The following is a 23,784-nucleotide window of genomic DNA, read 5'->3' as shown; positions in this document are numbered from 1 at the left end:
ATACGTATACACATTCAGGTCACAACACACATGACAATGAGTACAAAGCGCAATATTTATCAAGACTTAGAACACCCTTTTGCCCAATATATTCGGATTATTGGTAAAGGAAAAACGGGAGCTCGCTCTTTAAGTTTTGATGAGGCCTATCATGCATTTAGCCTGATTCTAAAAAAAGAAGTGTTTGATGTGCAAATTGGCGCTTTTTTAATGCTATTACGTGTTAAAGAAGAATCGATTGATGAACTTGCAGGTTTCGTACAAGCAACCAAAGACCAACTGAATTTCACCCCAGTGCAAGTCGACTTAGATTGGCCATCTTACGCAGGTAAACGTAAGCACTACCCTTGGTTTTTACTTGCAGCGTTAACACTCGCTAAACATGGCTTTAATATTGTGATGCATGGTGCAGCAGGCCATACCCTCAACCGTGTCTACACCGAGCAGGTTTTAGCCTACCTAGACATGCCAATGTGCAACAACCAACATGAGGTTGAGCAACAACTCAAAACGCATCATTTTGCGTATATGCCATTGGCAACAATTTCACCGGTACTCGATGAAATGATTAACCTACGTAACCTAATGGGTTTACGTTCACCTATACATACATTGGCACGTTTGATTAATCCATTTGAAGCCAAAGCCACATTACAATCTATTTTTCACCCAGCCTATCGAACATCTCACCAACATGCCGCCTTAAAACTTGGTTATAAAAATAGTGCCGTCATTAAAGGTGAAGGTGGTGAGTTTGAACGCAACCCCGATGCGAAAACCTTAATTTGTGGTATCAAAGATGGCGAGCTCTATGAACATGAGTTAGCAAAGCTTACCGTTACACGCAGTCCAAGCGAAGAAGCATTAGATCTAGAAGTGTATAAATCGGTTTGGTTAGGTAGCTTAGATCATGAATACGGCGAAACAGCCATCACTGAAACCATGGCGATTGCCCTCTACACCATGCAACAGGCCTCTAGTTTTGAAGAAGCCTTAGCAAAAGCACAGCAACTATGGCGTACTCGTCATCATGCAACGACAGACTAAAATGGATTAAACAAAACGAATTGGTAGATCGTCATCGGTATGACCATGCGTTGCCGACTTTGGTTTTTCGATATAGCCTGTTCGTTGTTCAGCAGATAGATGTGTATGCTCCCACGCCATCACGGCTTGCATACATATTTGTCGTTGTTCTGTGGTTAACGCAATACCATTTGGCCATTTACCAATTTCTACTGCTGTTTTTAGACGCTCAACAATATTTTCATCAAGCATCTCTAGCATGGCATTTAAATTCATGCGGTTTCATCTCCATTTAAACCTTCAAAATCTTGGTTCCACCCTAACTTTGTCCGACAAGACATATAAAAATCATAGCCAGGTGGGTGTAATAAATTCAGCTTATGTGGGTATTTGCGTATGCAGAGTAAATCATCATCAGACAATGAAATGCTTTCTTGCCCATCTGCACTGACCATTGGTTGCCAACGGGTTTCTTGTGCGGTAATCACAATTTCACTTTGATCCCCCACAATAATTGGCCGAGAAGACAATGTATGTGGGTGCATTGGCACGAGTGCAATCGCATCTAAACTTGGATGAATAATTGGCCCACCGCCAGATAATGCGTACGCTGTAGAACCTGTAGGGGTGGCAACAATCAAACCATCACTGTGTTGTCTATAAACAAACTTGCCGTCTATCTCCAGTTTAAAGTCGACCATATGCACAGACTTCCCTGAGTGCAATACAATGTCATTTAAAGCAATGGCTTTATAATACGCAGGGCCATTGTGTTTACGGATTTCAAGCTCCAACAAAAAACGGCGATCAAGTAAAAAATCGCCTTGCAACACCAAATCAAGTTTTGCAATCACTTCAGTCGGGTTAATATCGGTTAAAAACCCCAGTCGACCACGGTTAACCCCTAAAACAGGGGTATTATATTTCACCAATGAACGTGCAGCATGAAGCAATGTTCCATCACCACCGACCACAATCACCAAATCGACATGTTCACCCACCTGGTCTTTGTGTAGGCTATGTTGAGGTGTAAACGGCATAAGTGCCGCTGTTTCTTGATCAAAAATAGGATTTAGACCAAGCGTTAACAGATGGTCGTAAATCAAACATAGGGTTGTGACTACAGACGTTTTATCAGGGCGACCAATCAAACCAATATGATGAAATGATTTAGAAAATTTTTCCACCATCGCAGGTTCTCCGTTGCATGAGGTGTCAACAATAACACTGAGATTTTAGAGAAAAACGCAGTGTTTTTGTATCGTTATGACAATAATTATTGCAAAATTAAGAAAAGGTTCGCATGATTGTCTAGTTTATTTTCAGATAGCTTATCATCTTTTATGAAGTCGCAACGTGGTTTAGGTATTTTTCTATTGATCTTTACGATCTGTTTTGTGGTCGGGTTTATTGCCCTGAGTATCTATCTAGTTCGTTTAGATGATGTGATACGTTCAAAATTTGAAGGACAGCGTTGGGATATTCCTGCCAAAGTCTATGCACGACCTTTAGAAATTTACAATCAAGCACCTGTCAGTGAAAGTAATTTTTTACAAGAGCTTGACATGCTTGGCTATAAAAAAGCCGACAACAGAAACACCCCAGGTACCTTTGTGGTCAATGGCAACCATGTGGCAGTACATACCCGTGGTTTTAACTTTGGCGACAGTGAAGAGGTTGAGCAAATCTTAGATTTAACCTTTGCACAAGACCAAATTATTAATGTACAAACCACGCACCCATCAGACACAGGGCTAACCCGTTTAGAGCCATTACTTATTGGTGGTATCTATCCGCAACATAACGAAGACCGTGTACTCATTAAACTTGCCAATGTACCAACACCACTCATTGACGCACTGATTGCCACTGAAGACCGTGACTTTTATAGCCACCATGGCGTATCTGTTCGCGGTACAGCACGTGCAATTTTTAGTAACATTACAGGGGGTCGCAGACAAGGTGGCTCTACTCTGACACAACAACTGATTAAAAACTTCTTTTTATCCCCAGAACAAACCTATAAACGTAAAATTAATGAAGCATTTATGGCAATTTTGCTAGAGATGCACTACAGCAAAAATGAAATTTTAGAAACCTATTTAAATGAAGTACATTTAGGCCAAAATGGTAATTACTCCATTAATGGCTATGGCCTCGCATCACAATTTTATTTTGGCTTACCGCTCAATGAGTTAAATATTGCTCAGCAAGCCTTTTTAGTTGGTTTAGTCCAAGGCCCTTCTTTATACAATCCTTGGCGTAACCCTGAGCGTGCCAAAGAACGTCGTAATTTGGTACTCAATAATATGCTTACCACAGGTAAACTGACTCAAGCTCAATACGAACAAGAAATTGCTCGACCATTAGGTGTTGTCGACAAACCTTCTATTGGGCCAACTCGTTTCCCTGATTTTATGGACATTGTAAGACGTCAACTGCGTGCAGAATACCAAGATACTGACCTTACCAATCAAGGCTTACGTATTTTCACAACCCTTGACCCTGTTGCTCAAACCAAAGTAGAAACACAGTTTAAACAAAGTGTTGAGGCCCTAGTCAAGCGAAACCCAAGAGTTTTGAATGACTTACAAGGTGCGGTACTCATTCAACGCCCTGAAAATGGTGAATTGATTGCAGTTGTTGGTTCTTCAGAAGACTTCACTGGCTTTAACCGCGCTTTAGATGCAAAAAGACAAGTTGGCTCATTGCTTAAACCTGCAATTTATATCAATGCCATTGAATCTGGCGAATATAATTGGGCTACACAAATTCCAGATAAACTGATTAGCGTAACCAGTGGTGGTAAAACATGGACACCTAAAAACTACAGTGGCGGTGAACACGGCATGGTGCCAATGGTGCAAGCACTAGAGCATTCATATAACTTAGCCGCAGTAAATATGGGGCAAACGTTTGGCGTAGCCGCATTTATTAATAATTTACGTAAATTTGGGGTGACCAGTAACATTCAACCTTACCCATCTGCATTTTTAGGTGCGGTCAATATGTCACCAATGGAAGTGCTTAGTATTTATAGTAACTTTGCAACAGGTGGCTTTAAATACCCAACCAAGTCTATTCGTGCTGTCGTTGACCAACATGGTAAAGTGCTTGAAAGATATGGTTTAGACGTACAGCAAACCATTGACCCAGATGCAGCTTATATTTTGAATTATGGTTTACAAGAAGTCATGCGCTCAGGTACAGGACAAGCGGCTTACCGAAGCTTACCAAGCTCACTGAATTTAGCAGGTAAATCAGGTACAACCAATGACACCCGTGACTCATGGTTTGCAGGCTACTCTGGCAACTATGTGACTGTGGTGTGGTTAGGTTTAGACAACAATAAAATTACAGGCCTTACAGGTTCTTCTGGTGCACTCCCTGTATGGACAAGTGTGATGAAACAGCTTCCGCAACAGCCTGTAAACTTAAAACAACCTGACGATGTACAATGGCAATGGATTGATAGTGCAACAGGCTATTTATCTGCACAAGGTTGCCCTGGTGCAATGTATATTCCATTATTGGCACAAAAAGTACCAACACAGGCCATCTCTTGTGCTGTACCAAACTATCAAGTTGCACCAGACAGTCCAAGTGCATCAGAGCCAGCGAGTTCAACTGATCCGTTAGAGCATTTAATTGATATTACGCCAAACTAAAACGTGGTCAGGTATAGCAAAAGCTCTGCCTGACCTTAAAATTATTGGAGAATAATAAAATATGAAACGTACACTTCTGCTGAGTCAACTGCTTTTACTTACCATGGCAGGTTGTAGCCAACTTCCAAAACAAACCACCCAACCTATATCTGCACCTGCTGTACCAAGCACTCCACCGATTGAAAAAAACAACCCACCTACAACAGAAAATGGTGTAGTGGTGACACCATACCCAACAACTGAAATCAAAAAAGAAGTGCTTCCACCACCACAAGTAACAACCGTGGTTGTACCTACAAAGCAGCCGCCTGCTAGACCTGTTCAAGTGAAAAGTACCGCCTCACAGCCTCACAGCAACCAACCCCCTGCTGTGCAAAACCTAATGAACCAAGCACAGCAAGCATTTAAACAACAACAAATAGACCGTGCAGAACACTTAGCGCTGCAAGCGCAACGCATTTCCCCGCAAAGTAGTGACAGTTATGCCCTATTGGCACAAGTTGCATTACGCAAAAACAATATTGCTCAAGCACAAGCTCTTGCACAACGTGCAGCCAGCCTAACCTCAGATCTCAGTGCAAAAAAACAGTTATGGACATTGGTACTCCAAACAGCTCAACAACAAAATAATACTACTTTGGTGAGCAAAGCACAGAGTGTTTTGAGTAGCTTGCCTTAAAACCATCTTACAACAATACACTTGCAGTATAAGTCAAACCCTATTTCATAGTTTAAACAATCACTTACTAGCATTTAAAAATACTGGGTCACTAAAATAACTGTGACCCAAGCATTTAATGATGCCACCCACCGCCAAGCGCCACAATTAATGCCACACTATTTTGTAATTGCGTAGATTGTGTTTGTAAAATGCTTTGCTGACTGCTTAAACGTGTCGCCTCTGTCGTTGCCACATTGGCATAATCAATCATACCCTCATCATACTGATTACGATAAATACGGGCAGACTCTGTCGCAGCTTGTAGCGCCTTTTGCTGTGCTTGTAACTGAAGCTGTAAACTACCCGATTTTACAAGGCTGTCTTCAACTGTTTGCATGGCATCTAACACCGTTTGTCTATAACTTGCGACGGTTTCATCATACGCTGCACGAGATGATGCCACTTTGGCTTTGTTTGCACCAAAATCTAATAACGTTTGTGATGCAGATGCACCCAAAGACCAAATCGCTGTACTGGCAGAAAAGAGCTGTGAAAAATGGCTACTACTTGACCCTAAACTGCCAGACAGGCTCAGACTTGGAAAATATCCTGCAATGGCAATACCAATCGCTTCATTGGCCGCTGCCACGCGACGCTCTGCAGCGGCAATATCTGGGCGACGCTCTAATAACTCACTTGGTAACGTATTAGGCACATTGGGTACATACAGTTTTAAACTCACCTGCTTAGCCAAATCAAATTCAGCAGGGGCTTTACCAACAAAGACTGCTATTGCATGCTCATACTGTGCACGTTGCCAAGTTAAGTCTTCTTTCGATGCTTGTGCACTATACAACGACTGCTGTGCTTGGGTCAGATCAGATTTAGCGATCATGCCTTCTTTATATTTTGCTTCTAATACACGGCAATATTTTTCGTAAATCGTAATGGTATGTGCATATAAATCTATACGCTGATCTAAAATACGCAAAGCAAAATAACTTTGAGCCAAACTCGACTGTATGCTTAACGTGGCATTGGCAAGGTCTGCTTCACTTGCCACAGCACTGGCTTTATTCTCATCGACCTGACGGCGTAACTTGCCCCATAAATCAAGCTCCCATGATGCCCCTACACTGGCAGCATAACTATTACTCACACGGTCACTCGAGCTACTTGAGGTTTTTTGTGCACGTGTCGCTGTAGGCGTTGCCGTTACACTGGGGAGCAAACTACTTTTTGATGATGACACCAATGCCATCGCCTGCTGATACTTTGCCACATATTGTGCAACATTTTGGTTAGATAGCTGCACCTGTTGTTCTAGTTGGTTCAAAATAGGGTCTTGATACACTTCCCACCATGCCCCACGTGCCACTGTATCTTTTGGCTCAGCCACTTTCCAACCTGCCAAAGATTTATACTGTACAGGCATACTCACCTGTGGGGCCTGATACGTTGGCCCAACCATACACCCTGTGAGTGCATATACAGGCAGTAATACGCATAATGACTGAACAATTTTATTTTTTAACATATCAATGCCCTTGAGAATGATCTTTAGCCGATGGTTGATACCATGCCACCCAACGACTTTTAACCCACGTTGCAAAACGATCTAAATATACGTAAATCACAGGGGTTGTATACAATGTCAAAATTTGACTCACCACTAAACCACCACAAATGGCATACCCAAGTGGTCGATGAATTTCCGCATTACCGCCTGTTTCTAAAATTAAAGGCAATGCCCCACAAAAAGCAGCCAGCGTGGTCATTAAAATCGGTCTAAAACGCTTAGCACATGCCTCTACAATGGACTGTTCGGGGGACTGATGTTGTTTACGCTCGGCCTCTAAAGCAAAGTCGACCATTAAAATGGCATTCTTTTTCACAATACCAATCAACAGTAAAACACCAATCATGGCAATGACCGTAAACTGAGTCTTGGTAAGCAATAATAAAATCAATGCCCCCACACCCGCAGAAGGTAAGGTCGATAAAATCGTTAAAGGATGAATCCAACTTTCATATAACACACCCAATAAAATATAAATGGTGAGTAGTGCACATAGAATTAACCACGGTATATCTTGTGCCAAGGCAGCATACAACTTAGCAGTGCCTTGTAAACTGCCATGAATACTGCTTGGTAAACCAATCCGTGTCATGGTTTCATCAATTGCCTGCTGTGCTTGTTGCAAAGACACGCCATCAGCCAAATTAAAAGCAATGGTTGTGGTGGCCATTTGATCTTGGTGTGCAACTGAAAGTGCCGTATTAGCATACTCTAAGTGTGCAAAAGCAGACACAGGAATGGGTTCATTACTACTATTTAACACATGCAGTTGATTTAAAATTTGCGGATCTTTAGTGTACTGCTCCGCTAAACCAATAATGGTGTAATATTGGTTAAGCATTTTATATTGTGTGGCAATTTGTCTTTGGCTAAAGGCATTATTTAAAAATGTGTCTATATCTTCGACATTTAAGCCATAACGCGTTGCCGCCTCACGGTCAATCACCACGCGAACTTCTTGGCCACCCGTTTGAGAATCACTGTCTACACTGGTAAGTTGTGGCAAGCCTTTCAGTGCAGCATATACCGTTGGACTCCATGTTCTAAGCTCAGTTAAGTCATCTGACTGCAAACTATATTGATACGTTGCATTCGCACTACGCCCACCCAAACGCAAGTCTTGTGCAGGCATCAAAAACAGTGATACCCCTGCCATATTCTGCGTCGTCATACTTAAACGATTGGCAATTTGCATGGCAGATTCTTTACGTTCGCTCAAATCCTTTAAACGAATAAAAAATGTGCCTGTATTTCGTGCACCAAACCCACTGCCTCCTGTCGATGACATCACATATTGAATATTTGGATCTTTCATCAACTGATCTGCAATGGTTTTTAACTTTGGCTCAAATGCTTGATAACTAATGTTTTGATCGGCACGAACCATGCCCATTAAAATACCTGTGTCCTGATCTGGGAAAAAACCCTTTTCAACAGCAGTATACAAATAGACATTACCAATGACCGTGAGTAACAGGCTGAACATGGTGAGTTTTTTATGCCGCATTATCACAGCCAAACTACGCATATATGCTTGATGTAGCCCTGTTAAACCACGTTCAATCGCACCATAAAACCACCCTTTTGTTTCGCTATGTGGTGCAGATTTAAGTAATTTGGCACACAACATTGGGGTAAGTGTGAGTGAGACAAATAAAGAAAATAACAACGACACCGACAGCGTAACCGCAAACTCTCGAAACAAACGCCCTAAAATACCGCCCATTAACAACAATGGAATAAATACAGCAATTAATGATGCGGTCATAGACACGACAGTAAAACCAATTTCTCGGCTACCATCTAAAGCGGCTTGTAACGGCGTTTTTCCTTCTTCCAAATGTCGGCTAATATTTTCTAGTACCACAATCGCATCATCAACCACAAAACCTGTCGCAATAATCAAAGCCAACATCGACAGTGAATCTAAGGTATAACCCAATAGATACATGGCAGAAAATGTACTGACAATCGAGATTGGCAAAGCAATGGCAGGAATAATCAGTGCACGGCGATTACGTAAAAATAAAAACACCACTGCTATCACCAATAAAATGGCGATTACGAGTGTTATTTCGGTGTCATGTAGCGCACTACGCGTCAGTGGTGATCGGTCAATGGTAAATGTTAATGTAGTATCACTTGGCAACATACTATTCAGTACAGGCATTTCTGCTTTTAAAGCATCGATGGTCTGTAGCATATTGGCATTGGCTTGGCGTGTGACTGAAATCATCACCGCAGGCTGATTATTTAAATAGCCTGCCGCATAAATATCTTGTGTAGCGTCCACAACAGAGGCAACATCTTTTAAATACACCGCTGCCCCATTGCGGTATGCCACTACTACATTTTGATAATCTGCAGCTTTGGTTAACTGACCATTGGCATCAATCCAGAAGGTTTGATGATCATTCGTTAATAACCCTCTTGGGCTATTTGTGGTCGCATTATTAATTGCCGTGCGTACTGTATCTAAAGAAATACCGTAGCTTTCTAACTTTTTAGGCTCTAAGCCAACTCGCACCGCAGGTAATGCACTGCCTCGAATAGAGACCTGACCCACACCCTGAATTTGGGCTATTTTTTGTTGTAGCTTACTTGAAGCAAAGTCATACAATTGCCCTCGGCTTAAGTGCGTTGAGGTGAGTGACAAAATGACAATCGGAGCATCTGATGGATTGGCTTTTTTATACGTTGGCAACGTTTTCATGCTGCTTGGCAGTAAACTTCGTGCAGCGTTAATCGCTGCTTGAACTTCTCTTGCCGCACTATTAATGTCTTTGCTCAAGTCAAACTGAATCACGACATTGGTTGAACCTTGCCCACTACTTGAAGTCAGCTCAGTCACCCCTGCAATTTGCCCCATGGCACGTTCTAACGGCGTGGCAACTGTCGCAGCCATTGTTTCAGGGCTTGCACCTGCCAAACTCGCCTGAACCATAATGGTTGGAATTTCCACTTTCGGCATCGGTGCAACAGGCATCAAATAAAAAGCCAACGCACCAAGTAAGGTAATCGCAAGACTTAAAAGCCACGTTGCAATCGGGCGTAAAATAAAAACCTTAGAAAAGTTCATATTAACGCTCCACGGGTAAATCTTTTTTGTGAGGCGTTACCAAACGCTCAAAAGCCAAATAAATCACGGGCGTCGTAAATAAGGTCAGCAGTTGGCTAAAAATAAGTCCGCCCACAATCACTAAACCTAAAGGTTGACGTAACTCAGCTCCCGAGCCTGCTGCAAACATCAGAGGAACAGCACCAAGTAAGGCCGCACAGGTGGTCATTAAAATGGGTCTAAAACGTAAAATACAGGCTTGGTAAATGGCATCACTGGCTGACTTGCCTTGCGCCTTTTCCTCTATTGCAAAGTCAATCAGCATAATGGCATTCTTTTTCACAATACCAATCAGCAAAATAACACCAATCAATGCAATTAAAGAAAATTCTGTACCGCTCAAACGCAGTGCGAGCAATGCACCAATGGCTGCCGAAGGTAAAGTCGACAATACCGTAATTGGGTGAATCCAACTCTCATATAAAATACCCAATACAATATACATGGTCACTACAGCCGCTAAAATCAGCCATAAAGTATTTGCCCCTGTAGATGTATAGGCAAGTAAAGCCCCTTGCGCCTTAAAATTCACGGTATGGGGAAGTTGTATCTCTGACTGAATGTTTGTCAAAGCGACATTCGCATCATCTAAGGTATAACCCGATGCCAAATTGAATGAAAAAGTCACCGCAGGCGTTTGGTCGATACGTGTATAGTTTAAATACCCTGTACGCTCAGAAATACTCACCAGATTACTTAAAGGCACCATTGAAGGGTTTGTTGTAGTACTGGTGGTCGATGTTGTTGTGGTACTCGTGGTTGAACTATTGGCATTGGCCAAGTAGATATTTGAAAATGCAGACATGTCTTTTTTGTACTGCTCATTCACTTCTAAAACCACACGGTACTGATTGGCTTGTGTGTAAATAGTTGAAATTAAGCGCTGTCCAAAGGCATTGTATAGTGCATTATCGATGTCTGTCGCCGTTAAGCCATAACGACTCGCCTCTACCCGATTAATATTTACATAGGCCACTTTGGCTTGATTTTGCAAGTTTTCCGTCACATCACGAAAAATTGGACTTTCTTGCATGGCATGCAACATTTTGGGTGTCCAAACTTCTAAATCCTTTTGATCTGGAGTATCTAAACTAAACTGATATTGGCTTGGCGTGACTTGGTCATCAACACTCAAATCTTGGCTCTTAATCGCATATAACGAGATGCCTGCCACTTGTTCAGCATCTTGCTTCAAACGGGCAATCACTGTGTCTGCGCCATCTCGCTCAGAAAAATCTTTCAGACTAATCTGTAAACGACCTGCATTTAAAGTGCTGTTATTGGCTGCATCTACCCCTACCACAGAAGAAATCGCATCTACTGCAGGGTCTTTACGTAATACATTCACCAATGCTTGTTGCCTTTGTGACATTTCAGCAAAAGAAATATCTTGCGGTGCAATCGTAGTTGCTTGAATTAGGCCCGTGTCTTGTGTAGGGAAAAATCCTTTTGGAATAAATACATATAAAGCAACTGTTACAAACAAAGTGGCTACTGCAACCAATAAGGTAAAGCCCTGATGTGCCAATACCCATTTCAAGCACTGCTCATAGCCACGCAATAACTTTTCAAAACCTCGACCAAAAGCTTGTGCAACACGATTATGCTCATTTTCGGGAATATGTTTGAGTAAATACGCACTTAACATCGGGGTCAGGGTCAATGAAACAATCATCGACACTACAATAGACACCGCAAGCGTGATGGAAAACTCTCTAAATAAACGCCCAATCACATCGCCCATAAATAGCAAAGGAATCAGCACGGCAATTAAAGAAATGGTCAGTGAAATAATGGTAAAACCAATTTCTTTAGACCCTTTTAGTGCCGCCTGCATCGGCGAATCACCACGTTCGATATGGCGTTGTATATTTTCCACCACCACAATGGCATCATCAATCACAAAACCTGTGGCAATGGTTAATGCCATGAGCGTGAGATTATTGAGGGAAAAACCTGCCAAATACATAACACCAAATGTACCAATAATTGACAATGGCACGGTAATACTTGGAATAAATGTGGCAGCAAACGTTCTTAAAAATAAGAAAGACACCATCACTACCAAACACATGGCAAGTACTAACTCAAACTGTACGTCATGAATAGAAGCACGAATGGTTTGGGTACGGTCAGATAATACGGTGAGCTTTACAGAGTCAGGTAAACTCGCTTGTAATGCAGGTAATTGTTTACGAATACTGTCTACAATCGCCACCACATTGGTGCCAGGTTGTCTTTGCACATTGACAATAATTGCAGGTTGACCATTGGCAGATGCACTTTGATACAAGTCTTGCGGTGCTTGCTCAACATCAGCCACATCTTTTAAATAAATGGCACTGCCATTGTTGTACTTTAATACTAAATTTTTATATTCATCGGCACTGCGTAATTGGTCATTGGTTTCAATGGTAATAGACTGACTCACGCCATCAAAGCCCCCCTTTGAACCATTGACATTAGCCGCATTCACAACCGTTAAAATATTACTTAATGCCAGACCGTGCTGTGCCAATAAAGTTGGATTGGCTTTAATCCGTACTGCGGTTTGTTGCCCACCTGCAAGGGTGACTAAGCCTACCCCAGAAATTTGTGACAACTTGAGTGCAACACGATTATTTAACAAGTCTTGTACTTGCGTTAATGGCAATGTTTCAGATGTAGCCGCTAGAGTTAAAATTGCTGTGTCTGCAGGGTTTACTTTTTTATAGCTTGGCTTGTTGGGTAACCCGCTCGGTAGTAAAGAGTCCGCCACATTAATGGCCGCCTGTACTTCTTGTTCTGCAACATCTAAAGAGGTGCTTAAACCAAACTTTAATGTAATAACTGAAGCACCGCCAGATGTGGTTGAGTACATTTGATTTAAGCCAGCCATTTGGCCAAGCTGACGTTCTAACGGTGCAGTCACACCACTGGTCATGACCTCAGGCCCTGCCCCTGGAAATAGGGTTGTGACTTGTATGACAGGGTAATCAACTTCTGGTAGTGCAGAAATAGAGAGGTTTTTATAGCCCAATATCCCTGTGAGCACCACTGCAATCATGAGCAGTAGTGTGGCAACGGGTCGCTCAATAAAAATACGAGATGGATTCATAAGACATTACTCATCAACGTGGGCGTTTGTTATGTTCATGCTGTTTTGCAGCATCTAAGACACTCACATCGACTTTTTCAGGGGTAACAATCTTCACCTTACTGCCATTCCCCAATGAGCTACTGCCACTGGTTACTACATTTTGCCCTGCCTTTAAGCCTGTTAATACAACAACTTGGTTATTGCCCGTTTCTGGGCCTGTTGTCACTGTGACTTTATGGGCTGTAGATTGCTCATCAATCACAAATACATATTTTCCACTCGTGCCTACCTGTACTGCTGCACTTGGTACCACTAAAGCATCTTTTAAGGTATTCACCTTTAATTTAATATTGACGAACTGATTTGGAAATAATGCATTATTTTTATTGTCAAACATGGCTTTTAGCATCACCGTGCCTGTCGTACTGTCAATCTCATTACTAATGACTTTTACTTGCCCTTGTGCAATCTGTTGTGTACCAGATTGGTCAAAGGCATCTACTGGCAATGCACCGCCATCTCGTAATGGCTGAATAATATTAGAAATATTGGCTTGTGGAATATTAAAAGTGACCGCCATCGGTTGCATTTGCGTGATTACAGCAATACTTGTACTGTCTGCACTCACTGCATTGCCCACATCTATTTTTCTTAAACCAATATAGCCTGAAATTGGAGCGGTAATACGCCCATACTGAATATTCAACGCAGCCGTTTTAATTTGACCTTCAGCAGACTTTACTGCACCTTGGTACTGAGTAGTCGTTGCCATTTGTGTGTCTAAGTCTTGTTTAGCAATCGAATCTTTTTCATATAAACGCTGATAACGTGCAAGGGTGAGTTGCGCATTTTTGAGCTGTGCTTGGCTTTCTGATAATGTACCCTGATATTGCTCTAAAGTAGCTTGATAAGGTTTAACATCAATTTGAGCCAATAACTGCCCTTGTTTTACATACTGCCCTTCTTGGAAATACACTTGTTGTAAGTGCCCTGTAATTCGGCTGGTCACTGTCACCGTTTTATCTGCAACCACCGTACCCAAAGCACTTAACTGTACAGCAACATCTTGAGACGACACCGAGCCGACTTGCACCGGTGTATCTCTATTCATTTTCATATTTGCTTTATCATCTTTAGCTGGTTGTGCTTTAAAATATAAATAAGCACCCACACAAACCACCACGGCCACAACAAACCATATAATGGCTTTTATTTTTCCAGACATAGCACAACCTTAATTTTTTTAGCATATTGCGTTTATCAGTATAAATAAAACTATTTATCACTTTTAAGCACATAGTATTCACCATATTCATGAATGAATCATGTCTTTCATGTAAAAAATAATAATATATCTTATGTACATACTTACATAACCACAGCAAAGCTATATTAAAAAAATGAGGGAAGGCTTAAGTTGTATAAAAAACTTACAAAAGATCATTTTTAAAGCAAATAACCGCATTTATTACAGTTTTTTTGCAATCATGCTTGACTCAATAGTGCCTAGTCTCTAAAATCCGTTTCAGATTCTCCAATAGCTCAGTCGGTAGAGCGACGGACTGTTAATCCGCAGGTCCCTGGTTCGAGCCCAGGTTGGAGAGCCAAATTCTAAAACCCACTCACATATTGAGTGGGTTTTTTTATGACTGTTCGGTAATGACATGCCCATGCAACAATACATTATTTTTATTACGATATTTTTAGTTGCCATTTACATCATATGGCAAATCTTCTTCAAACAGCGTCAGCACTATTTTTCACGCCCCATTATCACCAAGTTTGAAACGCGGATGTTTGTGCGTTTAACTCAAGCTTTTCCTCACCACCACGTACTCACGCAAGTCGCCTTTAGCGCACTTATTACCACTCAAGACTATAAGTTTCGTAATCAATTTAATCGAAAAGTCACCGACTTTGTTATTACGACAAAAAGTATGAATGTTGTTGCCATTATTGAGCTTGACGACCCGAGCCACAACAACAAACAAGAAGAAGATCGCATGAGAGATTACATGCTTAATCAGGCAGGCTACCGTGTCTTTCGCTACACCTCTATTCCATCCACTACACAACTTAGGCAAGATTTGTTGTCTTAAATAAAAAAACCGCCAGTCTGGCGGTATAAATCTATATTTAAGGTTTTTTAGGTGAAGTACTCGCTTCTGGGTCTGAAGCGATCAGCTGTTCACTTTCAGTTTTCTTATAGTTTTCAGCATAAGATGCTCGCTCTGCTTCGTACTGCTTTTTCATCTTTGCATCTTGAGAAGCCGCAACAAATAATAAAAGTACCAATAAAATAGGAATTAATAACGCAACACCAAAAATAACCCATCTTTTCTTATTAATCTGACGCTGATCTGGACTCATTTTACACATATCTCCACAGGACTTACCTTCTGACTATAATAAACTAAAAAATATCCCTATAAAAATGATCATGCCAACCCAGCGGTTATGCAAAAACATTTGGAAACATTGCTTAGGATTTCTTTGCCGTATATTTAGCCACTGATAAAAAAAATCGACTAAGACCACGCTTAAAGCAATCGTACCATATGGGTGCAGTATATCATCTCTATACATTGCCCAAGCAACCAATAACACACTCAAACACTGTAAAGCAACAATCATTAAAATATCCAAACGACCAAATAAAATGGCAGTCGACTTTACACCTATTTTTAAATCATCTTCTCGATCTGTAATGGCATACTGAGTATCATAAGCTACTGTCCACGCCAAATTACCCATATACAACAGCACACATGTAAAATCTATAGGACGACCAACTGCCGTAAATGCCATTGGAATTGCCCATGAAAATGCCGCACCCAGAACCACTTGGGGTAAATGAGTATAACGCTTCATAAATGGATAAATACAGGCAAGGAACAATGCACCAAAAGCACAATAGAAGGTTGCCATCGGTAGAAAAAATAATAAACTGGCACTTGCTATAATGAGTATAAAAAATAGTGCCAATGCTTCTTTTGAAGAAATTTCACCCGCAGTGAGTGGCCTATGCTTGGTTCGCTCAACATGTAAATCGACTTTACGGTCTGCAAAATCATTAATCACACACCCTGCCGCTCGCATAAAGATCGCACCTAAAACCATCACGACCAGCGTTTTTAAGTCTGGCATACCACCTGATGCGATCCATAAAGCCCATAGCGTTGGCCATAAAACAAGCTCTGTGCCAATCGGTTTATCAAAACGACATAAGCGATAATATGCAGACAGTTTTTGCTTCCAATGCTGTTGTGATATTGTCATTACAGACCTTTTTGTTGCTTTTGATATAAGTATTGTTCAAATGAAGCAAGAAACGTTTCTTGCACGATAAATTGACAGCCATGCCATGTATAACAGCTTTGCCGTGTCCAACCATCATCAAGTTTGAGTATACGGCGTTTACATGTTGGTTGCGTTCTTTGAAATAAAAACCAACCAATTGGCTTACAGCCCAATGATTTAAAAATACGCGCTTGCTTTTGTACACTCATCACTGGGAAAATACTGGTGGCTTTAACCCACGGTGTTTTTTCTGCCCCATACAACAGTGCTTCACGCACCCATGCAGTATGATGTAGCGGTGTATTTAACCATTGATTATATTGTCTTTGCGGGCGCTCAAATTTCTCTTTAATGGGCAGAACATGAAACTGACCATTGGATAACTGCTTTAGCTGTGCAGTCAATGAGCCTCTGGCGTACAACCATGCATGTAAAACATCTGGAATTTGATGAGGGTCAGATGCCAAAATGACTTGAGCACTTTTAAACATACATCGCTACTACATTGATAAGAATCACTTAGGCGACCATATTACCTTATTTTTTTCTACCTGATAATGCCATTTAAAACAAAGCACCTGAATCACAACACTTTTATCAAATGACCATAAAAAATGCCCACACAATGTGAGCATTTTAATCAATCATTTTTAAGAGTTAAGTCGTTACATTTAATGTAACGTCGATATTGCCACGTGTTGCATTTGAGTATGGACATACAATATGGGCTGCTTGAACAAGTTTAGTTGCTTCTTCTTCATTCATGCCTGGCAGTGAAATATTGAGTGTCACTTGAATAGCAAAACCTGTTGGAATCGGACCGATACCCACTTCACCAGATACAGAAACATTTTTAGAAATATCAAATTTATCACGCCCAGCGACAAACTTCATTGCACCTAGAAAACATGCTGAATAGCCTGCTGCAAATAATTGTTCAGGGTTCGTTACATCGTTACCGCCTGCACCACCCATCTCTTTAGGCACACCAAGCTTTACATCTAAAGCGCCATTATCTGATGTTGCACGTCCATCACGTCCACCTGTAGCTACAGCTTTTGCAGTATAAACAACTTTTTCTAATGACATATTATATGCTCCACAGTTTTATCTATCTCACAACTATATCGTACACGATGTATATTGCTTGTCAATAAATCATCTACAATAAATCTAACCTGACTGATTCAGCCTATCACGTAAATCATCTACAATAAATCTAACCTGACTGATTCAGCCTATCACGTAAATCATTCAACTGATGTTTAATATCTAATATTGTTTGTAATGTATATTCACTTTCGCACTGAATTTTTTCTGGTATTGTTTCGGCAAGCACTCTTAAATCTTTACCTTGCTCCGTCAAAGTAATAATGACTTGGCGTTCATCTTGCACAGAACGTTTCCGCTCAATCAGCCCAAGCCCCTCTAAACGCTTTAACATGGGCGTGAGCGTAGATGACTCTAAAAATAATCTTTTACCAATATCTGAAACCATTGCATGCTTTTTTTCCCATAAAACCAACATGACCAAATACTGTGAATAGGTTAAACCGAGCGGTTTTAAAAGCTTACGATACTTTTGATTAAATGATAAATTGGCAGAATACACAGCAAAACAAAGTTGGTTTTCTAATTTTAGAAGTTCATCTTTTTCTAGCATGTATCTCTCACAATTCTATTCATTTATTTGAACAGTATAACATTTTACACAAAATATTCAGGCATCCAACAACCAACTGAATACACTTGAATAAAAAAAAGCCCACCGAAGTGAGCTTTCTTTATCACATCAAATTAAACGCTGTAGTACATATCAAACTCAACTGGATGAGTCGTTGTATTTAAACGACGTACATCTTCAGTTTTCAATTCAATATAAGCATCTAGCATGTCTTTAGTGAACACACCACCTTTTAACAAGAAGTCATGATCTGCTTTCAGTGCATCAAGTGCCATATCTAAGCTATGAGCCACTGTTGGGATTTTTGCTTCTTCTTCAGGAGGAAGGTCATATAAGTTTTTGTCTGCTGGCTCACCTGGGTGAATTTTGTTTTGAATACCATCAAGACCAGCCATAAGCAATGCAGCAAATGCTAAGTACGGGTTAGCCGCTGGATCTGGGAAACGTGCTTCAATACGCTTGCCTTTCGGGCTAGATACGTGAGGAATACGAATAGATGCAGAACGGTTACGCGCAGAATAAGCCAACATAATTGGTGCTTCATAATGCGGTACTAAACGCTTGTATGAGTTAGTTGATGGGTTAGTCAAAGCATTTAACGCACGTGCATGCTTAATCACACCACCAATGAAGTATAGTGCAGTTTCTGATAAACCTGCATATTCATCACCAGCAAATAAGTTTTTGCCGTCTTTAGAAATAGACATATGTACGTGCATACCAGAACCGTTATCGCCAACCATTGGTTTAGGCATAAAGGTTGCTGTTTTTGCATATTGGTGTGCAACATTATGCACAGCATATTTGAATTGCTGTACTTCATCTGCTTTGCTTACCATCGTGTTGAAACTTACACCAATTTCTAATTGGCAAGATGCAACTTCGTGGTGATGTACTTCTACACGACCAGGCCCCATGATTTCTTCAATTTTTGCACACATTTCTGCACGCATATCATGATGAGAATCTACTGGTGGTACAGGGAAATAACCACCTTTCACACGTGGACGGTGACCTGAGTTGCCCGCATCAAAGTCTTTACCTGTAGACCATGCAGCTTCTTCAGCATAAAGTGTGTGGCGTGCGCCAGACATATCAATGTCCCACTTCACTTCGTCAAATACGAAAAATTCTGGCTCTGGACCAAAAAATGCAGTATCACCAATTCCTGTAGACTTTAAATATTCTTCTGCACGGCGTGCGATTGAACGAGGGTCACGTTCATAACCTTGTCCAGTCACTGGCTCAATTACGTCACAAGTCACAACAACCGTTGTTTCAGCAAAGAATGGATCAATAAAAGCAGTATTTGCGTCTGGGCGTAAAATCATGTCCGATGCTTCAATGCCTTTCCAGCCAGCAATTGAAGAACCATCAAACATTTTACCATCTTCGAAGTTATCTTCATCGATTGAATCAGATGGATACGTAATATGTTGTTCTTTACCTTTAGTATCAGTAAAGCGAAAATCAACCCATTTAGCACCGCTTTCTTTGATTAATTCAAGAACCTTATTTGACATGCTCTTTGCTCCATTTAACATATTTTATTGCACTTGCGAAGTGCATGTTGGTTGTTACCCCCTAGAAAAGCAACTCTCATGCCAACTTCAGCAATTGAGGCTAAGGTGCTGATAACAAGAAAATACATTATCACTTTTTTATCTTTTTATATACAAAATTACAAATGATTACCTTTGAATTGCACCAAAAACAAACATGGAAATTTAATTTCATCACTTAAATACAATTAAACCAACAAAACGCACAAATTAAGTGCACCAACACCAATCTAACTCATACAAAATACAACTTTAGTCTCTACTCACAGCCGTACCAGCTTAAAACAGTCATTTATAGTCGTTTAACCGATATAATTCACTATAAAACCAACCAAAGCGCTTTCCATATTGCACCAAAAGAACACATAAAATTAAATAGGTCTTAGCGTAAAACGCCAGTATCATTAAACTTCTATGAACAATGAATCATCCGAAGCAATAGTTAGAATTAGCTCAAGAATTGAAAAGGCATAAAGCACTTTAAAAAAATACCTACACTCCCCCCCACTACACATGTATGGCTTGCAACATCTTATTTTCTAAAATTTAAACCAGAAAAAATACTTCCTTTTAAAAACACAATATCTTAAACAAAACTAGGAGTAATTTGTATTTATCCTACATGAAGCAAAAAGTAGAAGAACATAAAAAATCTGATATAGTAAGTACTTAATTGGTGTTTTTTATTGATGCATAGAAAAAGACAGACTTTTCTGTGTGTGAGTAAGATATTGAGTATCAAATATCACACCACCAAATAAATCATCATTTTTCAAAAGGTTGGCTATAAAATGCTTTTAATGATAGATAATTACGACAGTTTTACCTATAACATCGTGCAATATTTTGGCGAGTTAAATCAAGAGGTTAAAGTTGTACGCAATGACCAAGTATCATTAGAGGACATTGAATCATGGCAACCTAAATACCTCGTGATTGGCCCAGGCCCTTGCTCACCGACACAAGCAGGCATTTCATTGGCAGCCATTCAACATTTCGCAGGTAAAATTCCAATTTTAGGCGTTTGCCTCGGACACCAAAGTATTGGGCAAGTATTTGGTGGCAACGTTGTGCGTGCAAAAACAGTCATGCATGGGCGTTTATCTGATATGTACCACAGTAACGTGGGCATTTTCAGTCACCTTCCCTCACCTTTTACTGCAACACGCTACCACTCTTTAGTGATTGACCAAGCCACTTTACCTGAGTGTTTAGAAGTCACCTGTTGGACCAATAATCCAGATGGCTCAATGGAGGAAATTATGGGCGTTCGTCATAAAACCCTTCCAATAGAAGGCGTGCAATTCCATCCAGAGTCAATCTTAAGCCAACACGGTCATGACATTTTTAAGAATTTTTTAGAGATTTATAAATAATTACACTATGAATATTCAACAAGCACTGAAGCATATTACCAAGCAGATTCACCTCACAGATACACAAATGACGGCGGTCATGTCTAGTATTATGCAAGGCGAAGCAACCGATGCACAAATTGGTGCTTTACTCATGGGGCTCCGCTTAAAAGGCGAAACCATTGAAGAAATTACCGCGGCGGCTCGCGTGATGCGTGAACTTGCAGTTCCTGTAAATACTACAGGTGTAGAACACTTGGTTGATATTGTCGGTACAGGCGGTGACGGTCAAAACTTATTTAATGTTTCCACTGCATCAAGTTTTGTCATTGCAGCTGCTGGTGCTCATGTGGCAAAACATGGCAACCGTGGAGTATCGAGCTCGTCAGGTTCATCTGACCTGCTTGAACAAGCAGGTATACAGCTTGACTTAAATGTTGCCCAAACTGAACGCTGTATTCGTGAGATGGGCATTGGCTTTTTATTTGCACCAAACCACCACCAAGCAATGAAACATGCCATTAAAGCACGTAGAGATTTAGGCATACGCACTATATTTAACCTACTTGGCCCACTCACTAACCCTGCAGGTGTAAAACGCTTGGTGGTTGGTGTTTTTTCTAAAGAACTCTGCTTGCCACTGGCTGAGGTGTTAAAGCAACTTGGGGCTGAACACGTCATGGTTGTTCACTCACAAGACGGTCTTGATGAAATTAGTCTAGCAACACAAACTCATGTGGCTGAGCTTTATCAAGGTCAAATCACTGAATGGTCACTTCGTCCTGAAGATGTCAACATCACATCACAAACACTGACAGGATTAAGCATTGAAAATTCAGCACAAAGTCTCAAGCTGATTCAAAATGCACTTGGCCGTAAAAAATCTGAGTTAGGCGACAAAGCAGCACAAATGATTGCACTCAATGCGGGTGCGGGTATTTATGTTTCGGGCCTTGCAAACAGCTACGCTCAGGGTGTTGCCTTTGCACAAGATATTATTGATGGTGGACAAGCACTCGAAAAAATGAGTGTTTTTGCCGAGTTTACCCAAAATATAAAACTGGTTTAGACATTCAGTAGAGTACAAATATGACCGATATAAAGAACACCATTTTGGGTACAATTATTGACCGAAAAATTGAAGAGCTTGCCATACGGCGTAAGCAATACACCTTATATGACCTAGAGCAAATGGCACAACACGCAAGCCCAACTCGAGGCTTTGCCAATGCTTTACTTCACAAAGCACCTGGCGTGATTGCTGAAATTAAAAAGGCATCTCCCTCTAAAGGTGTCATTCGTGAGCAGTTTGATCCTGCCGAAATTGCCCAACAGTATGAAAAAGCAGGGGCTGCTTGTTTATCTGTACTTACAGATGTTGACTTTTTTCAGGGTGCAGATGAAAACGTACATATTGCACGTCAAAACTGCAACTTACCCGCACTTAGAAAAGACTTTCTGATTGACCCATATAATGTTGTAGAGTCTCGAGCAATTCATGCAGACTGTATTTTACTGATTGTTGCATGCCTCTCTAACCAACAACTTGAAGAAATGTCTAAAACAGCTTTTGAGTACGGTTTAGATGTACTCGTTGAAGTACATAATGAAGCTGAACTTGAGCGTGCATTGCTTTTAGATGAGCGTTGTTTACTGGGTGTAAATAACCGTGACCTAAAAACATTTAAAGTAGATTTAGCTCATTCTGTTCAACTAAAAAAAATGTTGCCCAAAGATCGCCTACTCATTACAGAAAGTGGCATTGCTACCCCTCAAGATGTCGCCTTTATGCAACAACATCAGATCAACCACTTTTTAGTGGGTGAAAGCTTTATGAAACAACCTGCACCAGATCAGGCATTTTTTGAGTTATTTGGTACCCCCAAAACACTTTAATACCGCATTAAAGCATTCCTTATAAGTAAAGATGGTTGTGAAGTACAGCCATCTTTTTTGATGTCGTACATCATCAAATCGTGCTTTTTATTTTTATGATGGATTGACCTATGAGCAAAAAAGACAACTTTTTATCTAAAGAGCAAGAAAAGCTACTCAAGGCATTTCGTAAACAAATTACCCCTGTACAAGATACCAGTGCCCCACAACCTGCTTCACAGACTGTGAGTGATAAAGCAACAGCTTCAAATGATGAAGAGCTGTTTCAAAAAGCCATGCAAGGCGTGAAAAAGTTTGCAAACCCATCCCCTACTGCACCGCTTAAAGGTGTAAAAAAGAAAGTAGATGCACAAACGCTTGCCAAACGTGCAGCCGCTGAAGGAGCACTCGATCACGACCATGCGTCCTTGTCAGATACACAAGCCATATTAAACCCTGTCGGAAGTCAACAAAGTCTCAGTTACCGGACCACCACGCTCCAACACAAAGTCTTTGATGAGCTTAAAACAGGTAAGCTACGTTGGTTTGAAGCCGTAGATTTGCATGGTTGCACTGTAGAGCAAGCACGAACCGCTGTATTAGAGATTATTCAAATTGCCAAAGCTGAAAACCAAACCGTGATTAAAATTGTGCATGGTAAAGGGCCTGAAGCCATTTTAAAAACCTATGTCAATGGTTGGCTCAGACAACACCAAGATGTTTTAGCCTTTGTAAGTGCACCAGAAAAACAAGGCGGTACAGGCGCAGTATTGGTTTTACTCAAACGCAGTATGCCACTTAAAAAAGACAACTAAAGCTTTTTTTAGATTGAAGCATGCGTTTATACAATTTTCTGTTACAATGTCGCCCTTGCTTA

20 protein-coding genes and 1 tRNA gene are annotated in these 23,784 nt (G+C 40.8%); 9 read left to right on the top strand and 12 right to left on the bottom strand.

Annotated features, from left to right (window positions below; all coding sequences use genetic code 11):
- Nucleotides 1–36: 36 nt before the first annotated feature.
- The gene (locus I2F31_RS01585) at nucleotides 37–1,047 is read left to right on the top strand and encodes a glycosyl transferase family protein (protein ID WP_195773457.1); all 1,011 of its coding nucleotides are present in this window, start codon (nucleotides 37–39) and stop codon (nucleotides 1,045–1,047) included.
- Nucleotides 1,048–1,053: 6 nt separating this feature from the next.
- Here I2F31_RS01585 and I2F31_RS01580 read toward each other — a convergent pair whose 3' ends face one another.
- Together I2F31_RS01580 and I2F31_RS01575 are read right to left on the bottom strand one after the other, a co-directional pair.
- The gene (locus tag I2F31_RS01580; RefSeq protein ID WP_195768072.1) at nucleotides 1,054–1,302 is read right to left on the bottom strand and encodes a YeaC family protein; all 249 of its coding nucleotides are present in this window, start codon (nucleotides 1,300–1,302) and stop codon (nucleotides 1,054–1,056) included.
- A complete protein-coding gene (locus I2F31_RS01575) occupies nucleotides 1,299–2,213 on the bottom strand; it encodes an NAD(+) kinase (protein WP_195773456.1) in 915 nt (304 codons plus the stop codon). Before I2F31_RS01575 ends, I2F31_RS01580 begins: the two co-directional genes overlap by 4 nt.
- A 156-nt stretch (nucleotides 2,214–2,369) precedes the next feature.
- Here I2F31_RS01575 and mrcB point away from each other — a divergent pair, with 156 nt between their 5' ends.
- Nucleotides 2,370–4,694 (top strand): penicillin-binding protein 1B, encoded by a 2,325-nt coding sequence (mrcB, locus tag I2F31_RS01570; RefSeq protein WP_195773455.1) that lies wholly within the window; start codon nucleotides 2,370–2,372, stop codon nucleotides 4,692–4,694.
- A 61-nt stretch (nucleotides 4,695–4,755) separates the two neighbouring features.
- A complete protein-coding gene (locus tag I2F31_RS01565; protein WP_195768073.1) occupies nucleotides 4,756–5,373 on the top strand; it encodes a hypothetical protein in 618 nt (205 codons plus the stop codon).
- A gap of 115 nt (nucleotides 5,374–5,488) precedes the next feature.
- On the opposite strand, the gene I2F31_RS01560 is transcribed toward I2F31_RS01565, so the two are convergent.
- The 4 genes from I2F31_RS01560 to I2F31_RS01545 are packed head-to-tail and all read right to left on the bottom strand — an operon-like array spanning nucleotide 5,489 to nucleotide 14,356.
- The gene (locus I2F31_RS01560; RefSeq protein ID WP_195773315.1) at nucleotides 5,489–6,892 is read right to left on the bottom strand and encodes an efflux transporter outer membrane subunit; all 1,404 of its coding nucleotides are present in this window, start codon (nucleotides 6,890–6,892) and stop codon (nucleotides 5,489–5,491) included.
- A 1-nt stretch (nucleotide 6,893) separates the two neighbouring features.
- Entirely contained in the window at nucleotides 6,894–10,013 is a 3,120-nt protein-coding gene (locus tag I2F31_RS01555; RefSeq protein ID WP_195773314.1) for an efflux RND transporter permease subunit, read from the bottom strand.
- 1 nt (nucleotide 10,014) lies between these two features.
- Entirely contained in the window at nucleotides 10,015–13,149 is a 3,135-nt protein-coding gene (locus I2F31_RS01550; protein WP_195768076.1) for an efflux RND transporter permease subunit, read from the bottom strand.
- A gap of 13 nt (nucleotides 13,150–13,162) precedes the next feature.
- Nucleotides 13,163–14,356, bottom strand: coding sequence for an efflux RND transporter periplasmic adaptor subunit (locus I2F31_RS01545; RefSeq protein ID WP_228285051.1), 1,194 nt, complete (start codon nucleotides 14,354–14,356; stop codon nucleotides 13,163–13,165).
- A 306-nt stretch (nucleotides 14,357–14,662) separates the two neighbouring features.
- Between I2F31_RS01545 and I2F31_RS01540 the strand changes: the two genes are divergently transcribed.
- Both I2F31_RS01540 and I2F31_RS01535 read left to right on the top strand, forming a co-directional pair.
- Nucleotides 14,663–14,738 (top strand) — tRNA-Asn (locus I2F31_RS01540).
- Nucleotides 14,739–14,801: 63 nt separating this feature from the next.
- Nucleotides 14,802–15,230, top strand: coding sequence for a DUF2726 domain-containing protein (locus I2F31_RS01535; protein ID WP_228285052.1), 429 nt, complete (start codon nucleotides 14,802–14,804; stop codon nucleotides 15,228–15,230).
- Nucleotides 15,231–15,267: 37 nt separating this feature from the next.
- On the opposite strand, the gene I2F31_RS01530 is transcribed toward I2F31_RS01535, so the two are convergent.
- The 6 genes from I2F31_RS01530 to glnA form a co-directional block, all read right to left on the bottom strand.
- The gene (locus I2F31_RS01530) at nucleotides 15,268–15,501 is read right to left on the bottom strand and encodes a hypothetical protein (RefSeq protein WP_195768078.1); all 234 of its coding nucleotides are present in this window, start codon (nucleotides 15,499–15,501) and stop codon (nucleotides 15,268–15,270) included.
- A 33-nt stretch (nucleotides 15,502–15,534) separates the two neighbouring features.
- Nucleotides 15,535–16,410 (bottom strand): 4-hydroxybenzoate octaprenyltransferase, encoded by an 876-nt coding sequence (ubiA, locus tag I2F31_RS01525; protein ID WP_195773313.1) that lies wholly within the window; start codon nucleotides 16,408–16,410, stop codon nucleotides 15,535–15,537.
- Entirely contained in the window at nucleotides 16,410–16,922 is a 513-nt protein-coding gene (locus tag I2F31_RS01520; protein WP_195768080.1) for a chorismate--pyruvate lyase family protein, read from the bottom strand. Before I2F31_RS01520 ends, ubiA begins: the two co-directional genes overlap by 1 nt.
- Nucleotides 16,923–17,088: 166 nt before the next feature.
- On the bottom strand, nucleotides 17,089–17,520 hold the full coding sequence (locus tag I2F31_RS01515) for an organic hydroperoxide resistance protein (RefSeq protein WP_195768081.1): 432 nt from the start codon (nucleotides 17,518–17,520) through the stop codon (nucleotides 17,089–17,091).
- Nucleotides 17,521–17,650: 130 nt separating this feature from the next.
- Nucleotides 17,651–18,094 (bottom strand): MarR family winged helix-turn-helix transcriptional regulator, encoded by a 444-nt coding sequence (locus I2F31_RS01510; RefSeq protein WP_195768082.1) that lies wholly within the window; start codon nucleotides 18,092–18,094, stop codon nucleotides 17,651–17,653.
- Between the two features lie 134 nt (nucleotides 18,095–18,228).
- Entirely contained in the window at nucleotides 18,229–19,638 is a 1,410-nt protein-coding gene (glnA, locus tag I2F31_RS01505; RefSeq protein WP_195768083.1) for a type I glutamate--ammonia ligase, read from the bottom strand.
- Nucleotides 19,639–20,468: 830 nt separating this feature from the next.
- Here glnA and I2F31_RS01500 point away from each other — a divergent pair.
- The 4 genes from I2F31_RS01500 to I2F31_RS01485 all read left to right on the top strand — a co-directional run bounded on the left by I2F31_RS01500 (nucleotide 20,469) and on the right by I2F31_RS01485 (nucleotide 23,722).
- On the top strand, nucleotides 20,469–21,053 hold the full coding sequence (locus I2F31_RS01500) for an anthranilate synthase component II (RefSeq protein WP_195768084.1): 585 nt from the start codon (nucleotides 20,469–20,471) through the stop codon (nucleotides 21,051–21,053).
- Nucleotides 21,054–21,060: 7 nt separating this feature from the next.
- Nucleotides 21,061–22,101 carry an anthranilate phosphoribosyltransferase gene (gene trpD, locus I2F31_RS01495; RefSeq protein ID WP_195768085.1) on the top strand — a complete coding sequence of 347 codons (1,041 nt, stop codon included), beginning with the start codon at nucleotides 21,061–21,063 and terminating at the stop codon, nucleotides 22,099–22,101.
- A gap of 20 nt (nucleotides 22,102–22,121) precedes the next feature.
- Nucleotides 22,122–22,928, top strand: a complete 807-nt coding sequence (gene trpC / locus I2F31_RS01490) for an indole-3-glycerol phosphate synthase TrpC (protein WP_195768086.1) — start codon at nucleotides 22,122–22,124, stop codon at nucleotides 22,926–22,928.
- Between the two features lie 110 nt (nucleotides 22,929–23,038).
- On the top strand, nucleotides 23,039–23,722 hold the full coding sequence (locus I2F31_RS01485; protein ID WP_195768087.1) for a Smr/MutS family protein: 684 nt from the start codon (nucleotides 23,039–23,041) through the stop codon (nucleotides 23,720–23,722).
- Nucleotides 23,723–23,784: the final 62 nt, after the last annotated feature.

Origin of the sequence: Acinetobacter rathckeae (assembly GCF_015627125.1) — a bacterium.
Taxonomy (GTDB): Bacteria; Pseudomonadota; Gammaproteobacteria; order Pseudomonadales; family Moraxellaceae; genus Acinetobacter; species Acinetobacter rathckeae.
Note: the sequence above shows the minus strand (reverse complement) of the source record. Positions and strands in the feature narration are given on the sequence as shown.